The organism is Roseovarius sp. SK2 (genome assembly GCF_028807495.1).
GTDB classification, from domain to species: domain Bacteria; phylum Pseudomonadota; class Alphaproteobacteria; order Rhodobacterales; family Rhodobacteraceae; genus Roseovarius; species Roseovarius confluentis.
Window position 1 is genome coordinate 580856 of the sequence record NZ_JARAMK010000001.1, and the last position, 16505, is coordinate 597360.

General features: G+C 65.1%; 18 protein-coding genes. 7 read left to right on the forward strand and 11 right to left on the reverse strand.

Annotated elements, in window-relative coordinates; translation table 11 throughout:
- Positions 1-19: 19 nt before the first annotated feature.
- Positions 20-1042 (reverse strand): ketol-acid reductoisomerase, encoded by a 1023-nt coding sequence (gene ilvC / locus PVV74_RS02900; protein ID WP_274592161.1) that lies wholly within the window; start codon positions 1040-1042, stop codon positions 20-22.
- Positions 1043-1171: 129 nt separating this feature from the next.
- Between ilvC and PVV74_RS02905 the strand changes: the two genes are divergently transcribed.
- The 4 genes from PVV74_RS02905 to PVV74_RS02920 all read left to right on the forward strand — a co-directional run bounded on the left by PVV74_RS02905 (position 1172) and on the right by PVV74_RS02920 (position 3924).
- The gene (locus PVV74_RS02905) at positions 1172-1630 is read left to right on the forward strand and encodes an Lrp/AsnC family transcriptional regulator (RefSeq protein WP_274592162.1); all 459 of its coding nucleotides are present in this window, start codon (positions 1172-1174) and stop codon (positions 1628-1630) included.
- Positions 1627-2085, forward strand: a complete 459-nt coding sequence (locus PVV74_RS02910; RefSeq protein ID WP_274592163.1) for an Lrp/AsnC family transcriptional regulator — start codon at positions 1627-1629, stop codon at positions 2083-2085. The genes PVV74_RS02905 and PVV74_RS02910 overlap by 4 nt, the downstream gene beginning before the upstream one ends.
- Positions 2086-2290: 205 nt before the next feature.
- The gene (locus PVV74_RS02915) at positions 2291-2635 is read left to right on the forward strand and encodes a hypothetical protein (RefSeq protein ID WP_103761676.1); all 345 of its coding nucleotides are present in this window, start codon (positions 2291-2293) and stop codon (positions 2633-2635) included.
- Positions 2636-2796: 161 nt separating this feature from the next.
- Positions 2797-3924, forward strand: a complete 1128-nt coding sequence (locus PVV74_RS02920; protein ID WP_274592164.1) for an aminotransferase class V-fold PLP-dependent enzyme — start codon at positions 2797-2799, stop codon at positions 3922-3924.
- 413 nt (positions 3925-4337) lie between these two features.
- Here PVV74_RS02920 and PVV74_RS02925 read toward each other — a convergent pair whose 3' ends face one another.
- From PVV74_RS02925 to PVV74_RS02935, 3 genes are all read right to left on the reverse strand, one after another.
- A complete protein-coding gene (locus PVV74_RS02925) occupies positions 4338-5012 on the reverse strand; it encodes a M50 family metallopeptidase (RefSeq protein WP_274592165.1) in 675 nt (224 codons plus the stop codon).
- A gap of 2 nt (positions 5013-5014) precedes the next feature.
- Entirely contained in the window at positions 5015-6217 is a 1203-nt protein-coding gene (locus PVV74_RS02930) for a UbiH/UbiF family hydroxylase (RefSeq protein ID WP_274592166.1), read from the reverse strand.
- A 143-nt stretch (positions 6218-6360) separates the two neighbouring features.
- Positions 6361-7005, reverse strand: a complete 645-nt coding sequence (locus tag PVV74_RS02935; RefSeq protein ID WP_274592167.1) for a pyrimidine 5'-nucleotidase — start codon at positions 7003-7005, stop codon at positions 6361-6363.
- 105 nt (positions 7006-7110) lie between these two features.
- Between PVV74_RS02935 and PVV74_RS02940 the strand changes: the two genes are divergently transcribed.
- The gene (locus PVV74_RS02940; protein ID WP_103761679.1) at positions 7111-7761 is read left to right on the forward strand and encodes a GntR family transcriptional regulator; all 651 of its coding nucleotides are present in this window, start codon (positions 7111-7113) and stop codon (positions 7759-7761) included.
- On the opposite strand, the gene PVV74_RS02945 is transcribed toward PVV74_RS02940, so the two are convergent.
- Both PVV74_RS02945 and carA read right to left on the reverse strand, forming a co-directional pair.
- A complete protein-coding gene (locus tag PVV74_RS02945; protein ID WP_274592168.1) occupies positions 7735-9651 on the reverse strand; it encodes a glycosyltransferase in 1917 nt (638 codons plus the stop codon). The genes PVV74_RS02940 and PVV74_RS02945 overlap by 27 nt on opposite strands.
- A gap of 88 nt (positions 9652-9739) precedes the next feature.
- Complete coding sequence (gene carA / locus PVV74_RS02950) at positions 9740-10888, reverse strand: glutamine-hydrolyzing carbamoyl-phosphate synthase small subunit (protein WP_274592169.1); 1149 nt, start codon at positions 10886-10888, stop codon at positions 9740-9742.
- Between the two features lie 195 nt (positions 10889-11083).
- Here carA and PVV74_RS02955 point away from each other — a divergent pair, with 195 nt between their 5' ends.
- A complete protein-coding gene (locus PVV74_RS02955) occupies positions 11084-11545 on the forward strand; it encodes a GatB/YqeY domain-containing protein (protein ID WP_103761682.1) in 462 nt (153 codons plus the stop codon).
- Between the two features lie 22 nt (positions 11546-11567).
- On the opposite strand, the gene PVV74_RS02960 is transcribed toward PVV74_RS02955, so the two are convergent.
- From PVV74_RS02960 to dtd, 4 genes are all read right to left on the reverse strand, one after another.
- The gene (locus PVV74_RS02960; protein ID WP_274592170.1) at positions 11568-12758 is read right to left on the reverse strand and encodes a sensor histidine kinase; all 1191 of its coding nucleotides are present in this window, start codon (positions 12756-12758) and stop codon (positions 11568-11570) included.
- Between the two features lie 105 nt (positions 12759-12863).
- A complete protein-coding gene (locus tag PVV74_RS02965; RefSeq protein ID WP_274592171.1) occupies positions 12864-13403 on the reverse strand; it encodes a cytochrome b in 540 nt (179 codons plus the stop codon).
- A 149-nt stretch (positions 13404-13552) separates the two neighbouring features.
- The gene (locus tag PVV74_RS02970; protein ID WP_103761685.1) at positions 13553-14071 is read right to left on the reverse strand and encodes a DUF2244 domain-containing protein; all 519 of its coding nucleotides are present in this window, start codon (positions 14069-14071) and stop codon (positions 13553-13555) included.
- Positions 14072-14130: 59 nt separating this feature from the next.
- The gene (dtd, locus tag PVV74_RS02975) at positions 14131-14568 is read right to left on the reverse strand and encodes a D-aminoacyl-tRNA deacylase (protein ID WP_274592172.1); all 438 of its coding nucleotides are present in this window, start codon (positions 14566-14568) and stop codon (positions 14131-14133) included.
- A gap of 48 nt (positions 14569-14616) precedes the next feature.
- Between dtd and PVV74_RS02980 the strand changes: the two genes are divergently transcribed.
- Positions 14617-15627: a GlxA family transcriptional regulator gene (locus PVV74_RS02980; protein ID WP_274592173.1), complete on the forward strand. Its 1011-nt coding sequence runs from the start codon at positions 14617-14619 to the stop codon at positions 15625-15627.
- Positions 15628-15665: 38 nt separating this feature from the next.
- On the opposite strand, the gene PVV74_RS02985 is transcribed toward PVV74_RS02980, so the two are convergent.
- Positions 15666-16469 (reverse strand): pseudouridine synthase, encoded by an 804-nt coding sequence (locus PVV74_RS02985; protein ID WP_274592174.1) that lies wholly within the window; start codon positions 16467-16469, stop codon positions 15666-15668.
- Positions 16470-16505 lie beyond the last annotated feature (36 nt).

Consider the following 16505-nt stretch of genomic DNA (forward strand, 5'->3'; position numbering starts at 1 on the left):
GTTTTGCGTGCTGATGGCCTCAGTTTTTCTCTTTGTCGACCATCTTGCCCGCGGAAATCCACGGCATCATGGCGCGCAGCTTCTCGCCCACTTCCTCGATCTGATGCGCATCGTTCATGCGGCGGGTGCCCTTGAAGAACGGCTGGCCGACCTTGTTCTCGGTCATGAAGTCGCGCACGAACGCACCGGTCTGGATGTCGTGCAGGATCGCCTTCATTTCCTTCTTGGTCCGCTCATAGGGCAGAACCCGCGGCCCGCTGACATATTCGCCATATTCGGCGGTGTTCGAGATCGAGTAGTTCATGTTGGCGATGCCGCCTTCGTAGATCAGGTCGACGATCAGCTTCACCTCGTGCAGGCACTCGAAATAGGCCATCTCGGGGGCATAACCCGCCTCGACCAGCGTCTCGAAGCCCATGCGGATCAGTTCGACGAGACCGCCACAGAGGACCGCCTGCTCGCCGAAGAGGTCGGTTTCGCACTCTTCGCGGAAGTTGGTCTCGATTATGCCAGACCGCCCGCCGCCGATGGCCGAGCAATAGCTGAGGCCCAGCTCCAGCGCCTTGCCCGAGGCGTCGTTGTGCACGGCCACGAGGCAGGGAACGCCGCCGCCCTTGGTGTATTCGCCGCGAACGGTATGGCCGGGGCCCTTGGGCGCCATCATGATGACATCGACGCCGTCCTTGGGCTCGATCAGGCCGAAATGCACGTTCAGACCGTGGGCAAAGGCAATCGCCGACCCTTCTTTCAGGTTGTCATGCACGTAGTTCTTGTAGGTCTCGGCCTGCAATTCGTCGGGCATGGTGAACATCATAAGGTCGCACCAGGCCGCCGCTTCGGCAATGCCCATAACCTTCAGGCCCTCGCCTTCGGCCTTCTTGGCCGAGGGGCTGCCCTCGCGCAGCGCCACGACGAGGTTCTTGGCGCCACTGTCGCGCAGGTTCAGCGCGTGGGCGTGGCCCTGGCTGCCATAGCCCAGGATGGCGACTTTCTTGTCCTTGATCAGGTTGATATCGCAATCGCGATCGTAATAGACGCGCATGGTTCTCTCCTTTGTCGTCAGATGACGTGGAAGATGACGAAAATTTCGAAAGAGATCCCGGCTTTTTCGGTATGATTTCTCGAAATGATGCGATAATCATTCACCGATCTGCAAATACTCGAAAATTCCATGCAACTCGACGACACCGACCGCCGCATCCTGCGCCAGTACCAGCACGACCCGACACTCGGCCCCGCCGACCTCGCGGGTCTCGCAGGCGTCACCCCCGCCACCTGCGCGCGGCGGCTGGACCGCATGGCGCAGGCGGGGCTTCTGCGCGGCAATCACGCGGTGATCGACTGGGCCGCGCTCGGCTATACGGTCGAGGTCTCCTTGCGCATCACGCTCGACAAGACCGTGCCCACCGCTTTTGACGAATTCACCGAAGCCGCGCGCGCCATCCCCGAGGTACTGGAAATCCAGTCCTTCCTGGGCCGGGTCGACACCCGCCTGTCGGTCATCGCCCGCGACATGGCCCATTACCAGGAGATCTATCGCACCGCGATCCTCACCCTGCCCCACATCACCGATATCGAGGCATTGATGCACGTCGCGCAGATCAAGACCGACGAGGTGCTTCCCCTATGATCGAACTGGACACGACCGACCGCCAGATCCTGCGCGCGCTGGTGAAGGACGCCACGCAATCGGCGGGCGCCATCGGCCGTGCCCTGGGCCTCAGCCAGCCCGCCGCGTGGCGCCGCATCAAGCGACTGCGCGACGCGGGCATTCTGAAAACCCAGCGGCTCGACCTCGACAAGGAGGCGCTGGGGTTCGGCGTCACTGTCTTTCTGGGCCTGAAACTGGCCACCAAGGGCCGCGTCAGCCTTGCCGATTTCGAACGCGCGGTGTCTGCCATCCCCGAGGTACAGACGGTCGAGCATATTCTTGGCCTCTACGACTATCGCCTGCGCGTCGTGGCCCGCGACATCTCGGATTTCGAGCGCGTGCTGCGCCGCCGCATCATGACCCTTCCGGGCGTCGGAGACGTCGAGGCGAACGTGCTCCTGAGCGAGGAACGCTGCCCCGGCCCGATCGGCTGATATCACCGCGGCTGTATACTGCGGCATGCCTGCATGCCAAAGTATTCTTTAATTACATAGACTTATTCGCCATCCGCATGACGGGTATGCAGAATCGGCGGCTAGCCGCGCCCCCTGCAACACATCTATGCTGCGTTGCAGAATTAGCGTGCCGACCCGGCATTCCACGAGGTCGGTAACCACCTGCAACCGAACGAGGTACCCCATGAAAACGATCCTGACCGCCGCCGCCCTTGCCCTGACAGCAACCACGGCCATTGCCGATACCGTCACGCTGACACGGGCGAATGCCGGCGTAACCCTGCATGAAACCGATGCCGACATGAGCGTCTACTGGATCGAGGATGGCGACGCCTACGCACTGACCGCCACATATGTCACCGGCGAGGCGCCCGCCGATCCCGCACGCCTGCGGATGCACCTGTCGGATGGCGACACGGTGACCTTCGGTCTGCCCGGCGTGCAGGACCGCGTGTTCACCTTCGCCCGCGACGGCGAAACCGTCTCGGTCCGGTCGGCCCGCGTCAGCGTCGATTACGCCAGCAAGTAAGTCCGGCCTTCGGTCGTGCTCCGCCGCGGCGCCCCGTGCGTCGCGGCGTTCTCATGTGCGGCGTGCTGAAAAACACTTCGGCGTGACGGCATGACGCCCTGTCATCCCGCCGCGCGTCGAGGCATACTGCCGCCAGTTTTCCAAACCAGGACAGGACGCTCATGACCGCTCTTCGCCCCGATATCGACCCCGACGGCCTGCTGGAATATTCCGTCGTCTTCACCGACCGCTCGCTCAACCACATGAGCAAGGCGTTCCAAGGGGTCATGACCGACATCTCGGCCATGCTGAAAGAGGTCTACAACGCCTCTGCCGTGGCCATCGTGCCCGGTGGTGGTACCGTCGCGATGGAGGCCGTCGCGCGCCAGTTCGGCCATGACGCCCATGCGCTGATCGTGCGCAACGGCTGGTTCTCCTATCGCTGGAGCCAGATTTTCGAGGCCGGACAGTTCACATCGGACACGACCGTCTGCATGGCCCGCCAGACCGGCAACGGGGCACAGGCCCCCTTTGCCCCCGCCCCGATCGAGGAAGTGACGGCGAAGATCCGCGAAGCCAAGCCCGACGCCGTCTTCGCGCCGCACGTGGAAACCAGCGCCGGCATCATCCTGCCCGATGACTACATCACCGCGTTGGCCGAGGCCGCGCATGAGGTGGGCGCCCTGATGGTGCTCGACTGCATCGCCTCGGGCTGCGCCTGGGTCGATATGAAACAGACCGGCGTCGACGTGCTGATCTCCGCCCCGCAAAAGGGCTGGTCGGCCTCGCCCTCCGCTGGTCTGGTGATGATGTCCGACCGGGCACTGGAGCGGCTGGACAAGACCACCTCCAACAGCTTCGCCATCGACCTCAAGAAATGGCACGCGATCATGCAGGCGTATGAGAACGGCGGTCATGCCTATCACGCCACCATGCCCACCGACGCGCTGCGCGGGTTTCGCGATACCATGCAGGAGACGAAGGACTTCGGCTTTGAAAAACTGCGGCAGGCGCAATGGGACCTGGGCAATTCGGTACGTGCCATGCTGGCCGACAACGGCGTGACATCCGTGGCGGCCGATGGGTTCGGCGCGCCTGGCGTGGTGGTCAGCTACACCACCGACCCCGAGGTGCAAAACGGCAAGAAATTCGCCGCCGAGGGCATGCAGATCGCCGCCGGCGTGCCCCTGCAAGTGGGCGAGCCCGACGGGTTCATGACCTTCCGGCTGGGGCTTTTCGGTCTGGACAAGCTCTATGACGTCGAGGCCGCGAAGGCCCGGCTGAAAGAAGTGTTCGATAGGGTGCTGTAAGCTTTTTTTGTGATAGACAAGCCAAGTATAGAGGCGAGATGTAAGAATTGCAGCGCCCACTCCGAGTGGACGCTGCGTTGTTTTAGTCTTTGTTGTAGTGCAGCCAAGCCAACCACAGCGTGACTGCGCCTATTAACAATGAAATCAGTTCGATAACCTCTGCACCCATGCTTTCTTCACCTCACTTTTGTAGAGGCAGAAAGAACTGTCCGGTTATCGTGAGAGAACGATTGGCACACTACGGGAGTTATCCCGCCTCGATAGTTGTCGCCAATGTTCGTTCAAAGTGTCTTGGACCGCAGTCAACAGACACCTCCACCTGCAAAGTTAAGGTGAGGAACGATCCATACTTTGTCAACCGTTGAATATTCCGAAATTTGCGGCGTGGGTTCGTCCTTTAGCACCACGTACTTCTACCGCAGCCGTACATTGCTAACCGCGCCGAGCCCCCGGCGCAGGCACATCCAGATCACCCAGCCGCTGGCCAACAGCCACAGCCCGCCCCACATCCACGTGGTGCCGCCGAACTCCTCGGCCAGCATCCGCGCGTCGGAATGCAGCCAGCCGCGCGCGATGGTATCGCTGTAGATGTCCAACGGCACATAGATCATGGAGGCCAGCCCGATCACCCGCAGGATCAGATCGTTCACGTCTCGGGGCAGGTATTTCGCCACCAGCAGCAGCACGATTCCCGTCATCACGCCAAAGACCAGGGCGAAGGGCGCGCGCACATACAGAATTGTCACAGCCAGCAGCGTCATGCCAAGCAGGCCCAGCACAGTCCGGTCCGCCTTTGTTCGCACAGCGACCATGAACAGTCCGACCCCGATTATGAGCGATCCGAGGTAGCCCGCGCTCAGACTCAGGAACCGGCTGCCCCCGCGCGATGTCACCGACCCGCCCTGCATCGGGTCGAGCGTCAGGTCCAGAACTTCGCCGCCGGTCAGAAGCACGGCCAGCACGTGGCCCAGCTCATGCAGAAACACCACCAGCAGTTTCAGCGGGATCACCACGGGGGTCCGCCACAATAGGGCAATCGCAGCAACGAGCAGCAGCAATTGCCAATGGCCGCGCAGAAACGCCTGCATTCTCAGCCCCTTGCGCCGAGACCAAGCTGCATCAGCGTCTTGCGCACCGGGGCCAGCCCGTAAAGCGCGTTCAACGCCTGCATCCGCGCGTCGCGCAGCACCGGCGCGCTGACCATGGACGCGCGGTTCAGCACGTCGATGCCCGTGACCCGCGCCATCACGTCCCAGTGGCGGCGCTTGTGATAGGTCTCCAGCATCTCGCGGTCGCCCAGACTGTCGGGATGTGCGGTGGCCAACTCCAGCAGCACGTGCAGATCGCCAAGCGACATGTTCAGCCCCTGCGCCCCGATGGGCGGCACCACATGCGCGGCCTCGGCCACAAGGGCGATCCGCTCGCCCGCCATGCGCTCGGCCACCTGGGATATGATCGGCCAGACCGTCCGGCGCGAGGCCAGCGTCAGCGGCCCGAAAAGGTGGCAGGACCGCGTGCTCATCTCCACCTCGAATTGCGCCACGTCCAGGCCGGCCAGCCGCTGCGCCTCGGGACCTTCCTCCATCCACACCACGGCGGACGAGGGCCGCCCCTCGTAATCCGGCAGCGGGACCAGCGTGAAGGGGCCGCCCGTGCGGTGGATCTCGGTCGAGACGTTGTCATGCGGGATTGGGTGCGTCACGGCAAAGGCCAGCGCCTTTTGGCCGTAGCGCGTTGTTTTCACGGGAATACCGGCAGCCTCCCGCATGGGCGAGCCGCGCCCGTCGGCGGCCAGGACCAGCCGGGCACGCGCCCTGGTGCCGTCACTCAGGCCCACCCGCGCCTCGGCCTCGCGGGTAAAGAGGGTTTCCGCCGCCACGCCGGAACGAAACTCCACGGTGTCGAGGCTGTCCAACTGCGCCACCATCTCGCGCCGCAAGAGCCAGTTGGGCAGGTTCCAGCCAAAGGGCTTTTCCGAAATGTCGCCCGCATCGAAATCCTTGACGACGCGCGGCTCCGCCACGTCGCCGCCCGCGTCAACGATGCGCATCACCTGCAAAGGCGCCGCCTCGGCGTCCAGCCGGTCCCATATCCCCGCCTCCGCCAGAAGCGCTTGCGCCGGTTGCAGAATCGCGGTGGTGCGCAGGTCCGATCCTTCGGCATCGCGCTCGGTCACCGGCGGGGCCGGATCAACGCACAGCACGCGGAACCCGGCGCCCCCGAACAGGGCCGCCGCCGACAGCCCGGCCACGCCGCCGCCGGATACGATGATGTCGAAATCGAATGGGCGCATGTTTCCTGCCTCCTTCGCGTTCAACATAGGCCGCGCGTGACGCGGTCACCAGCGGCATCGGAACGCAGCGCCAGATAAATGATTAATCGATCACGGTCAGTGCCTTGCATGGCGTACCCGACTCGACACATGAAGTCCTCCGCCTAGACCAGCCGCGACAGAAATCCTGACAGATCGTCGGTATGGTGATGCACGTGATCGGCTTCGACCACCTCGGGGCCGACCAGCACGGTCCGCATCCCCATCGCATGTGGCGCCGCAAGGTTGCGCACGTCATCCTCGAACATCGCCGCCCGTGCCGTGACGACGCCATCGGTGGCAAAGACCCGGTCGAACGCCGCCCGGTCCGGCTTGGGATGGAACCCGGCATGTTCCACGCCGTAGATCGCGTCGAAAAGACCCTCCAGCCCCCGCGCCTCGACCACGCGCTGCGCATAAGGGGCCGAGCCGTTCGTATAGACGATCTTGCGCCCCGGCAGCGCCCGGATATGCGCGGCCAGCTCCGCGTCCGTTTCCAGCACGTCGAAGGATATGTCGTGCACATCCGTCAGGTACGGCCCCGGGTCCACGTCATGCTCTCGCATCAGCCCGGCCAGCGTCGTGCCGTGCCGCCGCCAGTAGTCCAGCCGCAGCCGGTCGGCCTCGGCCCGGTCCACACCCAGCGCGTCCATCACGAACTGCGTCATCCGCACTTCGATCTGGTCGAACAGGCGCATCTCGGGCGGGTACAGCGTGTTGTCGAGGTCAAAGACCCAGGTCTCCACATGCGCGAAGAATTCTTTCGCCATCGTTTCCATCCGCTCTTTATTGTCGCAGGGCCCTGCAAGGCTTGCACCCCGCGCCCTGCCCCGCATACTCTCATCCATCGAAACCAGATAACAAAAGAGAGTGCGATGACCATAGCCGCGCCGCAGAAAGATGCCTACCACCTGATCCTCGAGGCGATCGACACCGGTGATTACAAGCCCGGCGACCGCCTGGTGGAAAGCGACCTGGCAGAGCGGTTCGGGGTGTCGCGCACGCCGATCCGCGAGGCGCTGCAACGGCTGGAAACCCAGAGCCTGCTGACCCGCGACGGCCGCAGCCTGATCGTGTCGTCACTGGATCACAACCAGTTGGCAGAGCTTTATGTCGTGCGCGCCGAGCTGGAGGGGCTGGCCGCCAACCTGGCCGCCCGTCATGCCGCGCCGGAAGAAGTGCGCGTGCTGCGCGACATGGTCACTGACGATCACGCCCTGATTGACGATCCCAAGGCGATGGCCCGCGCCAACCGGCGCTTTCACAAGCAGATCCACCTGTCCTCGCACAACCGCTTCCTGGTGCAGCAGCTGGACCTGGTGCATCGCTCCATGGCGCTGATGGCGACCACGTCTCTGGCCGCTCTTGGCCGCCCCGAGGATGCGCTGGCCGAGCATGACGCCATCGTCACCGCCATCGAGAACGGCGACGCCGAGGCCGCGGGCGAGGCATTGCGCGCCCATATTTCCAAGGCCTTCGTGACCCGGTTGAAACTGGATTCAGGGGAACTGGGCACGCTGATCTAGGGGCGATTTCACGGCCGGCGGCGGCGCCACGTCCAGCGACAGGCCATGCGCGGTCTTGTCCCAGAAGAACGGCTTCAGAACCAACTCGTAAAGCGCCTTGTAAGCAGCGATCGCCCCAAGCGGCTGATAGAAATGCATCGTCGGCACCCAGACCATCACGTGACGATGCTTTAGGCCCATGACCGAGCTGAGATAGATCGTCAGGTTCAACGCCTCGATCACAACGAAAAGCCCGGCGCAAACGGCCATCACGGCACGCGGCAGCACCGGGTCCAACGGGTGCGGAAGGCCGAAGAACACGAGCCAGCAGGACCACAGCAGCGGCGCCAGCATCACCTGGCTGACCGCGGTCACGAAATGCGCTTGAAAGCCCCAGAATTTCCATGCTCCCAACTGCCGATAGAGCAGCCCGGGGCGCCGCATGTGCACCAGGTAGGTTGTCATGTACCCCTTCAGCCAGCGCGAGCGTTGCTTGACCCAGGCCCAGGGCCGGCAATTCGCCTCTTCCTCGGTGACGGTGGCGACCATCTCTGTCCGGAACCCGTGGCGGGCCAGACGAAAGCCTAGGTCGGCATCTTCGGTCACGTTATGCGCGTCCCAGCCGCCCAGCGCCTCCAGCGCGTCGCGCCGGAAATAAAGCGTCGTGCCGCCCAGCGGGATGGCAAAGCCCAGCCGCGCCATGCCGGGCAGGATCGTGCGGAACCAGGTGGCGTATTCGATGGTGAAACACCGCGCCAGCCAGTTCTGACGCGGATTGTAGTAGTCCAGGACCCCCTGCAGGCACGCCACCTCGGGCGGGGCCTGCTGGAAGTGCCGCGCCACACGGGTGATCTGGTCGGCTTCAGGCGCATCCTCGGCGTCGAAAATCCCGATGATGTCACCCTCGCAGAAATCCAGCGCATAGTTCATCGCCCGCGGCTTGGTGCGCGGCTGTCCGTCGGGCACCACCACCACCCGGATCCAGCTGGGCAGGTCGATCTGCGCCAGCGTCGCGCGGGTCATGGCGTCTTCCTCTTCCAGAACCAGCACCACGTCGAGCAGGCACTTGGGATAGGTCAGCTGCGTCAGCCGCGCCACCAGCGCATGCGCCACCTCGGTTTCGCGGAACAGCGGCACCAGGACCGACACCCTTGGCAACGGGGTCTTGTCGTCGGCCGGCGGCACAACCGGCGCGACCGGCCCCTCGGACATACGCGCCACGAAGGCCAGCAGCTTGAACACCCCGGACACGGCCAGCGTGACGACCGCCCAGCCCATCATCAGCGCCAGCATCGCCCGCGGGAAAACCAGTGTCAGCGCGACCAGTCCGATCACCGCCATCGTCACCAGCGCCAGTCGCCGCGCATGGCCCTGCGCCCAGCTGCGACAGCTTTCGATGACCGGCACGCGGGCCTGGGCCGCCCGTGTCAGGATGCCGTCGAAATGATCCGCCACGTGGGACTGAACCACCTCGCGCGGGGCGATCAGAACGCGGGTCTGCCGCAGGTCTTCCGGAAGGTGCGCGCGCGCAAGGGCCAACGCCTCGGGGTCGCCGGTCACGATGGCGGGCTGGCCATCGCGGTCGGTCACCGGGAAGACTGCATGACGCAAAAGGACCTGGGGGGCGGCGTCCACAGCAATGGGCGGCAGTGCCGCGAGTTCATCCGCGGCGACCTGGCGCGAGCGGAAGCGGCGGACATGCGCATCCAGAAGATCGCCTTTCGTCACCAGCCCCTCGGCGACAAGGATCCGCCCCATATCCGCATCGCAATGCCGGCGTACCTGGCGTGCAAGCATCGCGTCCCGCGCGGCAAGCGTTCCGCGGCGCACCAGGTCGGTTTCGACCGCCCCGGCCTCCATATCGGCTGTGTCCTCGGACAGGCCGAGCTGGCGCAGTTCCGAAATCCCCATATCCGTCTGCCCTTCTGCGTGACGGAAAAAGGGCTACCAACAGAAGATTAACACAACGTAAAAAAGGGGTTAACGCGGCGGACGCGCCCTAGCGGTCCATCGACGCCGCGAACCGCTCGAACAGGTAAAAGCTGTCCTGCGGGCCGGGGCTGGCCTCGGGGTGATGCTGCACCGAGAAAACCGGGCGGTCGGCCATGCGGATGCCGCAGTTCGATCCGTCGAACAGCGATACATGCGATTGCACGACGCCCTCTGGCAGGGTCTGGCTGTCCACGGCGAACCCGTGGTTCATCGACGTGATTTCGACCTTGCCGGTGGTCAGGTCCTTGACGGGATGGTTCGCGCCGTGATGGCCGTGGTTCATCTTGATCGTCCGCGCGCCCAGCGCGAGGCCCAGCATCTGGTGACCGAGGCAGATACCGAACATCGGCAGGTTCTTTTCCAGAACGCCGCGGATCATCGGCACGGCATATTCGCCCGTTGCCGCCGGGTCGCCGGGGCCGTTCGACAGGAACACGCCATCGGGGCTTTGCGCCAGCACGTCATCGGCGGTGGCCGTGGCGGGCATCACCGTCACCTCACAGCCGGCGCTGGCCAGGCAGCGCAGAATGTTGCGCTTGGCGCCGTAATCAATCGCCACGACCTTGTGCCGGGCTTGCGTCTGGCGCGGGAAACCGTCGGGCCAGGCCCAGCGCATCTCATCCCAGCGATAGCTTTGCGCACAGGTCACCTGCCGGGCCAGGTCCATGCCTTCCAGCCCGGCAAAGGCCCGCGCCTTGGCGACCAGCGCTTCGGTGTCGAACTGGCCGTCCGCGCGGTGTGCGAGCGCCACGTGCGGCGCGCCCTGCTGGCGGATGGCCCGCGTCAGACGGCGGGTATCGACGCCGCCGATGGCGACCCGGCCCCGCCGCGCCAGCCACTCGCCCAAGCGCTCGGTCGAGCGCCAGTTCGAGGGCTCGGTCGGGTCCCATTTCACGACCATGCCCTCGGCCACCGGATCGGCGGTCTCGTCATCGTCGGGGTTCACGCCCACGTTGCCGATATGCGGAAAGGTGAAGGTCACCACCTGCCCGGCATAGCTGGGGTCGGTCATGATCTCCTGATAGCCGGTCATCGCGGTGTTGAAGCACAGCTCGGCCGCGACCTCGCCTTCGGCCCCGAACCCGCGCCCGTAGAACAGCGATCCATCGGCCAGGGCAAGACAGGCGGTCGGACGGGCATCGGGCGCGTGCGTCATCGGGGATTCTCCATCGGGCAAATTGCGCGGAACCTATGGTCACCCGCGCGCGCGGTCAAGGCCGCGTTTCGCGCCGCAACGTCATTCGCGCCGGTCAACAAAACAAGGGCCGGGCTGGGTGTCACAGCTTATTGCACGGCGTTTCGCTTTCCAGTAGTGTGGCACGCTTACGGGATGACAAGAGGATACCCTGACATGGGATTGCGCGAGCGCGTGAACGACGCCCTGAAACAGGCCATGAAAGACAAGGACAGCACGCGGCTCGGCACGCTGCGGCTGATCAATGCCGCGATCAAGGATCAGGACATCGCCCGCCGTGGCACCGACAATGACACCGGCTGTTCCGATGGCGATATCCTCGCCATCCTGGGCAAGATGACCAAGCAGCGGCAGGAAAGCGTCCGCGCCTACGAGGAAGGCGGACGTCTCGACCTCGCGCAGGAAGAGCAGCGCGAGATCGAGGTGATCGAGGAATTCCTGCCCCGCCAACTGGACGAGGCGGAAGTCACCAAGGCCATCGACTCCGCCATCGACAAGACCGGCGCCAGCTCGATCCGAGACATGGGCAAGGTGATGGGCCACCTCAAGGAAAACTATACCGGCCAGATGGATTTCGGCGCGGTGGGCCCGCGGGTCAAGGACCGGCTCTGCGCCTGAGACGCGGCGCGCGCCGGCGGTTCTAGTCCGCCGGCGCGCCGGTCAGCCTATCGCGCGGGATGCGAAACGTGTAGGTCAGGCCCGTGCTGTCGGTCGCCGTGGCAATCTCGCCGCGCAATTGCCCCTCGATGCACAGTTTCACCAGTTTCGAGCCGAACCCGGTGCCCGAAGCGGTGCGCGCCACGTGGCCCGGCCCCGCCTCGCGCCACGTCAGCTCAACCGTGTCGTCGCCGTCGGTCCAGGTGATCTCCAGCTCGCGGCCCGGCCCGCTCAGCGCCCCGTATTTGACCGCGTTGGTCGACAGCTCGTGGATCGCCAGCGCCAGGTAGATCGACGCGGTCGAGCCCACCGGCAGGTCCGGTCCCTCGATCCGGATCTCATGACCGCCCGCCCCGGTGTAGGGCGTCATCAGGGTCGATATATGGGCATGCAGGCTGGTGTCGTTGCCCGCATCCTCGGTCACGGTCGCCAGCGGCTGGATCAGGCCATGGGTCGCGGCCAGCGCCTGCACCCGGCCATTCAGTTGCGCCGCGAACTCCTCGGTCGTCAGGTCCTCGGCCCGCGTCATCCGGACCAGCGCGTTGACCACCGAATAGATGTTGCGGATGCGGTGATTCAACTCGTCGATCAACAATTCCCGTTCGGACATGTGCTTGCGCAGCGCGATTTCGGTCTCGAGGAACGCGGCAATGTCCTTCAGGGCGCGCTCATCCTGCTCTGACCACTCATGCGGCGACGAGTCGATGGCGCAGAGCGAGCCGATCACCTGCCCCAGCCGCCCCTGCACCGGCACGCCCAGATAGGCGACCACGTTCAGGTCCGGCACCGCAAGGTTCCGGGACAACAGGTCGTGCTCGCGGGCATCCACTACGCTCATCGCCGCGTTGCCGGTCACCACGTACTGGCAAAAGGAATGCGACAGCGGCGTCTCTCGCATCGGTCCTGTGTCGGGCGCGAAGCCGCTCAGCGCCTTGAAGAACTGTCGCGTGTCGTCGACCAGAGAGAACAGCGCCGTCGGCGCCCCGGTCAGGCTGCGCGCCAGCCGGACGGCACGGTCGAACGCCTCTTCTTCGGGGCTGTCCAGCAACGCGGTTTCTTGCAAGGCCCGCAAACGTTCCGGGTGTTGCAGAACGCCGGAGTGATGCTCGGACGCGGCCTCGGGAAAGGACCCTGGCCGCGACCGGCCGTCAGTTTCATAATCGTTACGTGTCATCGGCCCAATTTCTAGTTACAAGGCCGCATCGATGCCGCGTTTGTCGTCCCGCGTAAAGGCAGGATGCCGCACTTTGTGCGGACCGTTGCAGAAGAACCGCGCGCCCTACCCGGCCATGCGCTGCAACGTGTCGTCGCGCCGGATCATCCGGTGCCAGACAACGGCCATTGCAATGTGACCGACCACCAGCAGCGCCAGGATCCAGCCCATCTCGCCGTGCCATTCGGCGGGCGCCTGCATCCATGCGACCTCTACCTCGCGCGGCGCCACGAACGTGATCCCCAGATAACTCAGCCCGCGATCGCTGCCCGCCGCCGCCAGAAGGCGGACCGCCGGCACGATCACCATCAGCGCATAGATCGCGAGGTGCCCCGCCACCGCCGCGCGGCCGACGACCCCGTCATGCGCAGGCGGTCGGCGCGGAATATTCGCCAGGCCCCAGGCCCCGCGCAGCAGCACCAGCAGGAACAGCGTCGCGCCCAGCGTGCCGTGATAGCTCCAAAGGACGTCACGCACGGCGTTCTCCTTTGGCAACGCCCAATGAGCCGCCGCCGACAGGAACTGCGCCGCGAAAAGCGCCGCCATGCCCCAGTGCAAAATGCGGCTGACGGGGCCGTAGTGGCCGGGAGTATCTCTCAGGGGCACGATTCATTCTCCTTTTTGGCAGGGACTCGCGTGTCTTACGTGACACGCGCGCATCTCCGTCGCGCACCGTCAACTTTTCTGCGCGTCAAGGAGGTCAAAGCCGCGCCACCGTGCGATCTGGCCTCGGCGGACCGGACCCGCCGCGCCCGTCAGCCTGCGCCCACCGGGTCAGGCAATGCGATCCGCTTCAGCGCATCGGCGATCTCGCCATACAGCACCTTGCGCTCGTCCTCGCTCAGGAACGCGCCGATTTCCACCTGCCGCCCCTTGCCCTTCAGGGTCACGTAATGCGGCACCGGCCCGCCGGTGGGGTGCATCTCGACCTTCGCCCAGTAGCTTTCGCAATCCCATTCCTGCACCGGACCGCGGGCGTTGGTGCGCACCAGGTGCACGGCCTCGCGGTCGATCGTCAGTTCCTCGTTCATCTGCGCGTCCTTGTAAGACCGCTCCAGCGCCGCCCAGACGCCCCAGACCGCCAGCAACAGGAAGGGCAGCAACCCCCACAGCGTGACCGTCCCGATCAGCGGATAAAGCGGCAGGGTCAGCATCCCGCAGGTGATCACGATGAACAGCACGAAGCCCCGTCGCGGCAGCGACCGATGCGGCCAGAGCCGCAGCTCGCACACCTCGTCTTCACCGTTCCGCGTCTGGTTCCACTGATAGGGCATGACCGGATCTTAGCGCACCCCGCGCGCGAAGGAAGCGCGACATTTCTGCGCGTAAGACCTCAGACCTCCAGCCAGATCGTCACTGGCCCATCGTTGACCAGGCCCACCTGCATGTCGGCACCGAACCGCCCCGTCTCGACCGGCACGCCTTGACCCGCCAGCGCTTCGGCAAAGCGTTCGTAAAGGCGCCGCCCCTCCTCGGGTGCCGCCGCCTGGGAAAAACCCGGCCGGGTCCCGCGCGGTGTGTCGGCGGCGAGCGTGAACTGGCTGACCACCAGCGCGCCGCCGCCCATATCACGCACCGAGCGGTTCATCTTGCCCGCCTCGTCCTTGAAGATCCGCAGCTTGGCCACCTTGGCCGCCAGCGCATCGGCCTGCGCGTCGCCATCGCCCTGCATCGCGCAGACCAGAATCAGCAGACCGGGCCCGATGGCCCCGATCACCGCGCCCTCCACCCGCACCTCGGCCTCGCTCACCCGCTGTATCAATGCCCGCATGTCAGTGTCCTTGCTTGCCAGTTTCACGGCACATGCTACGAATTTGACATGGGACGCAAATCCTTCGTCCCGCGCGGCGCGGCCAGTTTGCGGGTCGAGTATGACGGCCCGCCGCAGGACTATCATTTCCTGCTCTTGCCCAGGCTCACGCTTCTGGCCTTCACCTCGGCGATCGAGCCGCTGCGCGTCGCCAACCAGGTCGCGGGACAGGAGCTTTATCGTTGGTATATCAGCACGATAGACGGCGAAGCCGTATCGTGTTCCTGCGGCGTGACCATCACCCCCGACAGCCAGTCCCAGGACCTGTCGCGCAGCGACAAGGCCTTCGTCTGCGCCGGGATCGCCCCGCTGGAAACGGCACTGCCGCGGGCCGTCACATGGGTCAATCGGCAATGGGCGCACGGGATCCAGGTGGGCGGCATCTGCACCGGTGCCTTCGCACTGGCCCGCGCCGGGCGGCTCAAGGACCGCCGCTTTACCCTGCACTGGGAAAACCAGCCAGCCTTCCGCGAGACGTTTCCGGGCCTGGAGCCCACCGGCCATCTTTACGAGGAGGATGCCGGGCTTTTCACATGCGGCGGCGGCTCTGCCGCGACCGACATGATGCTGGAAATCATCGAGCGCGATCACGGACCGGCCTTGGCCGCCATCGTCGCCGACATGTGCCTGCACCGCCGCGCCGGCAATCGCAGCGCGCCCCAGCGCCCTGCCTATGCCGCCGCGCTCGGCAGTCACAACCCGCAGCTCATTGCGGCGACCGACCTGATGGCCGCCCATATCGAGGACCCGCTGGACATCTCCGAGGTCGCCGCCGAAGTGGGCCTCTCCCGTCGCCAGCTTGAGCGGCATTTCACCCGCTACCTCGCCGCCACACCGGCGCAATATTACCTCGACCTGCGCATCGCCCGCGCCCACGCGCTATTGAACGAAACCCGGCTCAGCATCGGCCAGATCGCCGCCGCGACCGGATTCGCCAGCGCCTCGCAACTGGCCGGTCGCTTCCGCAAACGCTATGGCACCACGCCACAGGCCTATCGTCGCGGAGCCACATCAAATTGACCGCACAACACTCTGTTTTTCAAATATAAATTGCTACCTCACCGACGCTTCCGCTGAACCTTCGGCCGTCCCTTCGCTGGCTTTTCCTTGCCCGGTGTCTCGTCCATACCCAACTGGTCGCGCAGCACCCGCGGACGAATCTCCTCGACCTCGCCCGCCTTCAACTGTCCCAATTGGAACGGGCCATAAGAGACCCGGATCAGCCGGTTCACCTGGCAGCCCACCGCCTCCATCGCACGGCGAATCTCGCGGTTCTTGCCTTCGCGGATTCCCACCGTGGCCCAGGCATTGGCCCCCTTCTGCCGATCCAGCACAACCGACATCGGCTGAAACACCTCGCCATCCAGCGTCAGCCCCTTGCGCAGCGGCTCGAACGTGGCGTCTTCGGGCCGCCCTTTCACGCGCACACGGTACTTGCGCACCCAGCCGGTCGAGGGCAGCTCCAGCTTGCGCTTGACGCCGCCGTCATTGGTCAAGAGCAACAACCCTTCCGAGTTCAGGTCAAGCCGACCTACACTAAGAACGCGCGGCAAGTCCTCTGGAAGCTTGTCGAAAATCGTCTCGCGCCCCTGCTCGTCGCGGGTCGTCGTTACCAGCCCCGCGGGCTTGTGATACAGCCATAGCCGCGGCGGTTCGGGCGCATCCAGCGCGCGCCCGTCCACCTCGATCCGGTCGGCGCCCGTCACGTTCAGCGCCGCGCGGTCGATCACGTCACCGTTCACGCGCACCCGGCCCGCCTCGATCATGCGCTCCGCTTCACGACGGCTGGCCACACCGGCGCGGGCGATCACCTTGGCGATCCTGTCGCCCGGGGGCGTGTTCTGGGTGGGTTTGCGAGTCATGGCACGGCCTTACCCCATCCTTGCCCCTTGCGAAAG

Coding starts and splice junctions, on each gene's coding strand:
- PVV74_RS02905 (WP_274592162.1), top strand. CDS start 1,172: ATGCAACTCGACGACACCGACCGCCGCATCCTGCGCCAGTACCAGCAC.
- PVV74_RS02935 (WP_274592167.1), bottom strand. CDS start 7,005: ATGGCGAAAGAATTCTTCGCGCATGTGGAGACCTGGGTCTTTGACCTC.
- PVV74_RS02925 (WP_274592165.1), bottom strand. CDS start 5,012: ATGCAGGCGTTTCTGCGCGGCCATTGGCAATTGCTGCTGCTCGTTGCT.
- PVV74_RS02980 (WP_274592173.1), top strand. CDS start 14,617: ATGGGACGCAAATCCTTCGTCCCGCGCGGCGCGGCCAGTTTGCGGGTC.
- PVV74_RS02945 (WP_274592168.1), bottom strand. CDS start 9,651: ATGGGGATTTCGGAACTGCGCCAGCTCGGCCTGTCCGAGGACACAGCC.
- PVV74_RS02915 (WP_103761676.1), top strand. CDS start 2,291: ATGAAAACGATCCTGACCGCCGCCGCCCTTGCCCTGACAGCAACCACG.
- ilvC (WP_274592161.1), bottom strand. CDS start 1,042: ATGCGCGTCTATTACGATCGCGATTGCGATATCAACCTGATCAAGGAC.
- PVV74_RS02960 (WP_274592170.1), bottom strand. CDS start 12,758: ATGACACGTAACGATTATGAAACTGACGGCCGGTCGCGGCCAGGGTCC.
- PVV74_RS02920 (WP_274592164.1), top strand. CDS start 2,797: ATGACCGCTCTTCGCCCCGATATCGACCCCGACGGCCTGCTGGAATAT.
- PVV74_RS02910 (WP_274592163.1), top strand. CDS start 1,627: ATGATCGAACTGGACACGACCGACCGCCAGATCCTGCGCGCGCTGGTG.
- PVV74_RS02985 (WP_274592174.1), bottom strand. CDS start 16,469: ATGACTCGCAAACCCACCCAGAACACGCCCCCGGGCGACAGGATCGCC.
- PVV74_RS02940 (WP_103761679.1), top strand. CDS start 7,111: ATGACCATAGCCGCGCCGCAGAAAGATGCCTACCACCTGATCCTCGAG.
- PVV74_RS02930 (WP_274592166.1), bottom strand. CDS start 6,217: ATGCGCCCATTCGATTTCGACATCATCGTATCCGGCGGCGGCGTGGCC.
- PVV74_RS02955 (WP_103761682.1), top strand. CDS start 11,084: ATGGGATTGCGCGAGCGCGTGAACGACGCCCTGAAACAGGCCATGAAA.
- dtd (WP_274592172.1), bottom strand. CDS start 14,568: ATGCGGGCATTGATACAGCGGGTGAGCGAGGCCGAGGTGCGGGTGGAG.
- PVV74_RS02970 (WP_103761685.1), bottom strand. CDS start 14,071: ATGCCCTATCAGTGGAACCAGACGCGGAACGGTGAAGACGAGGTGTGC.
- carA (WP_274592169.1), bottom strand. CDS start 10,888: ATGACGCACGCGCCCGATGCCCGTCCGACCGCCTGTCTTGCCCTGGCC.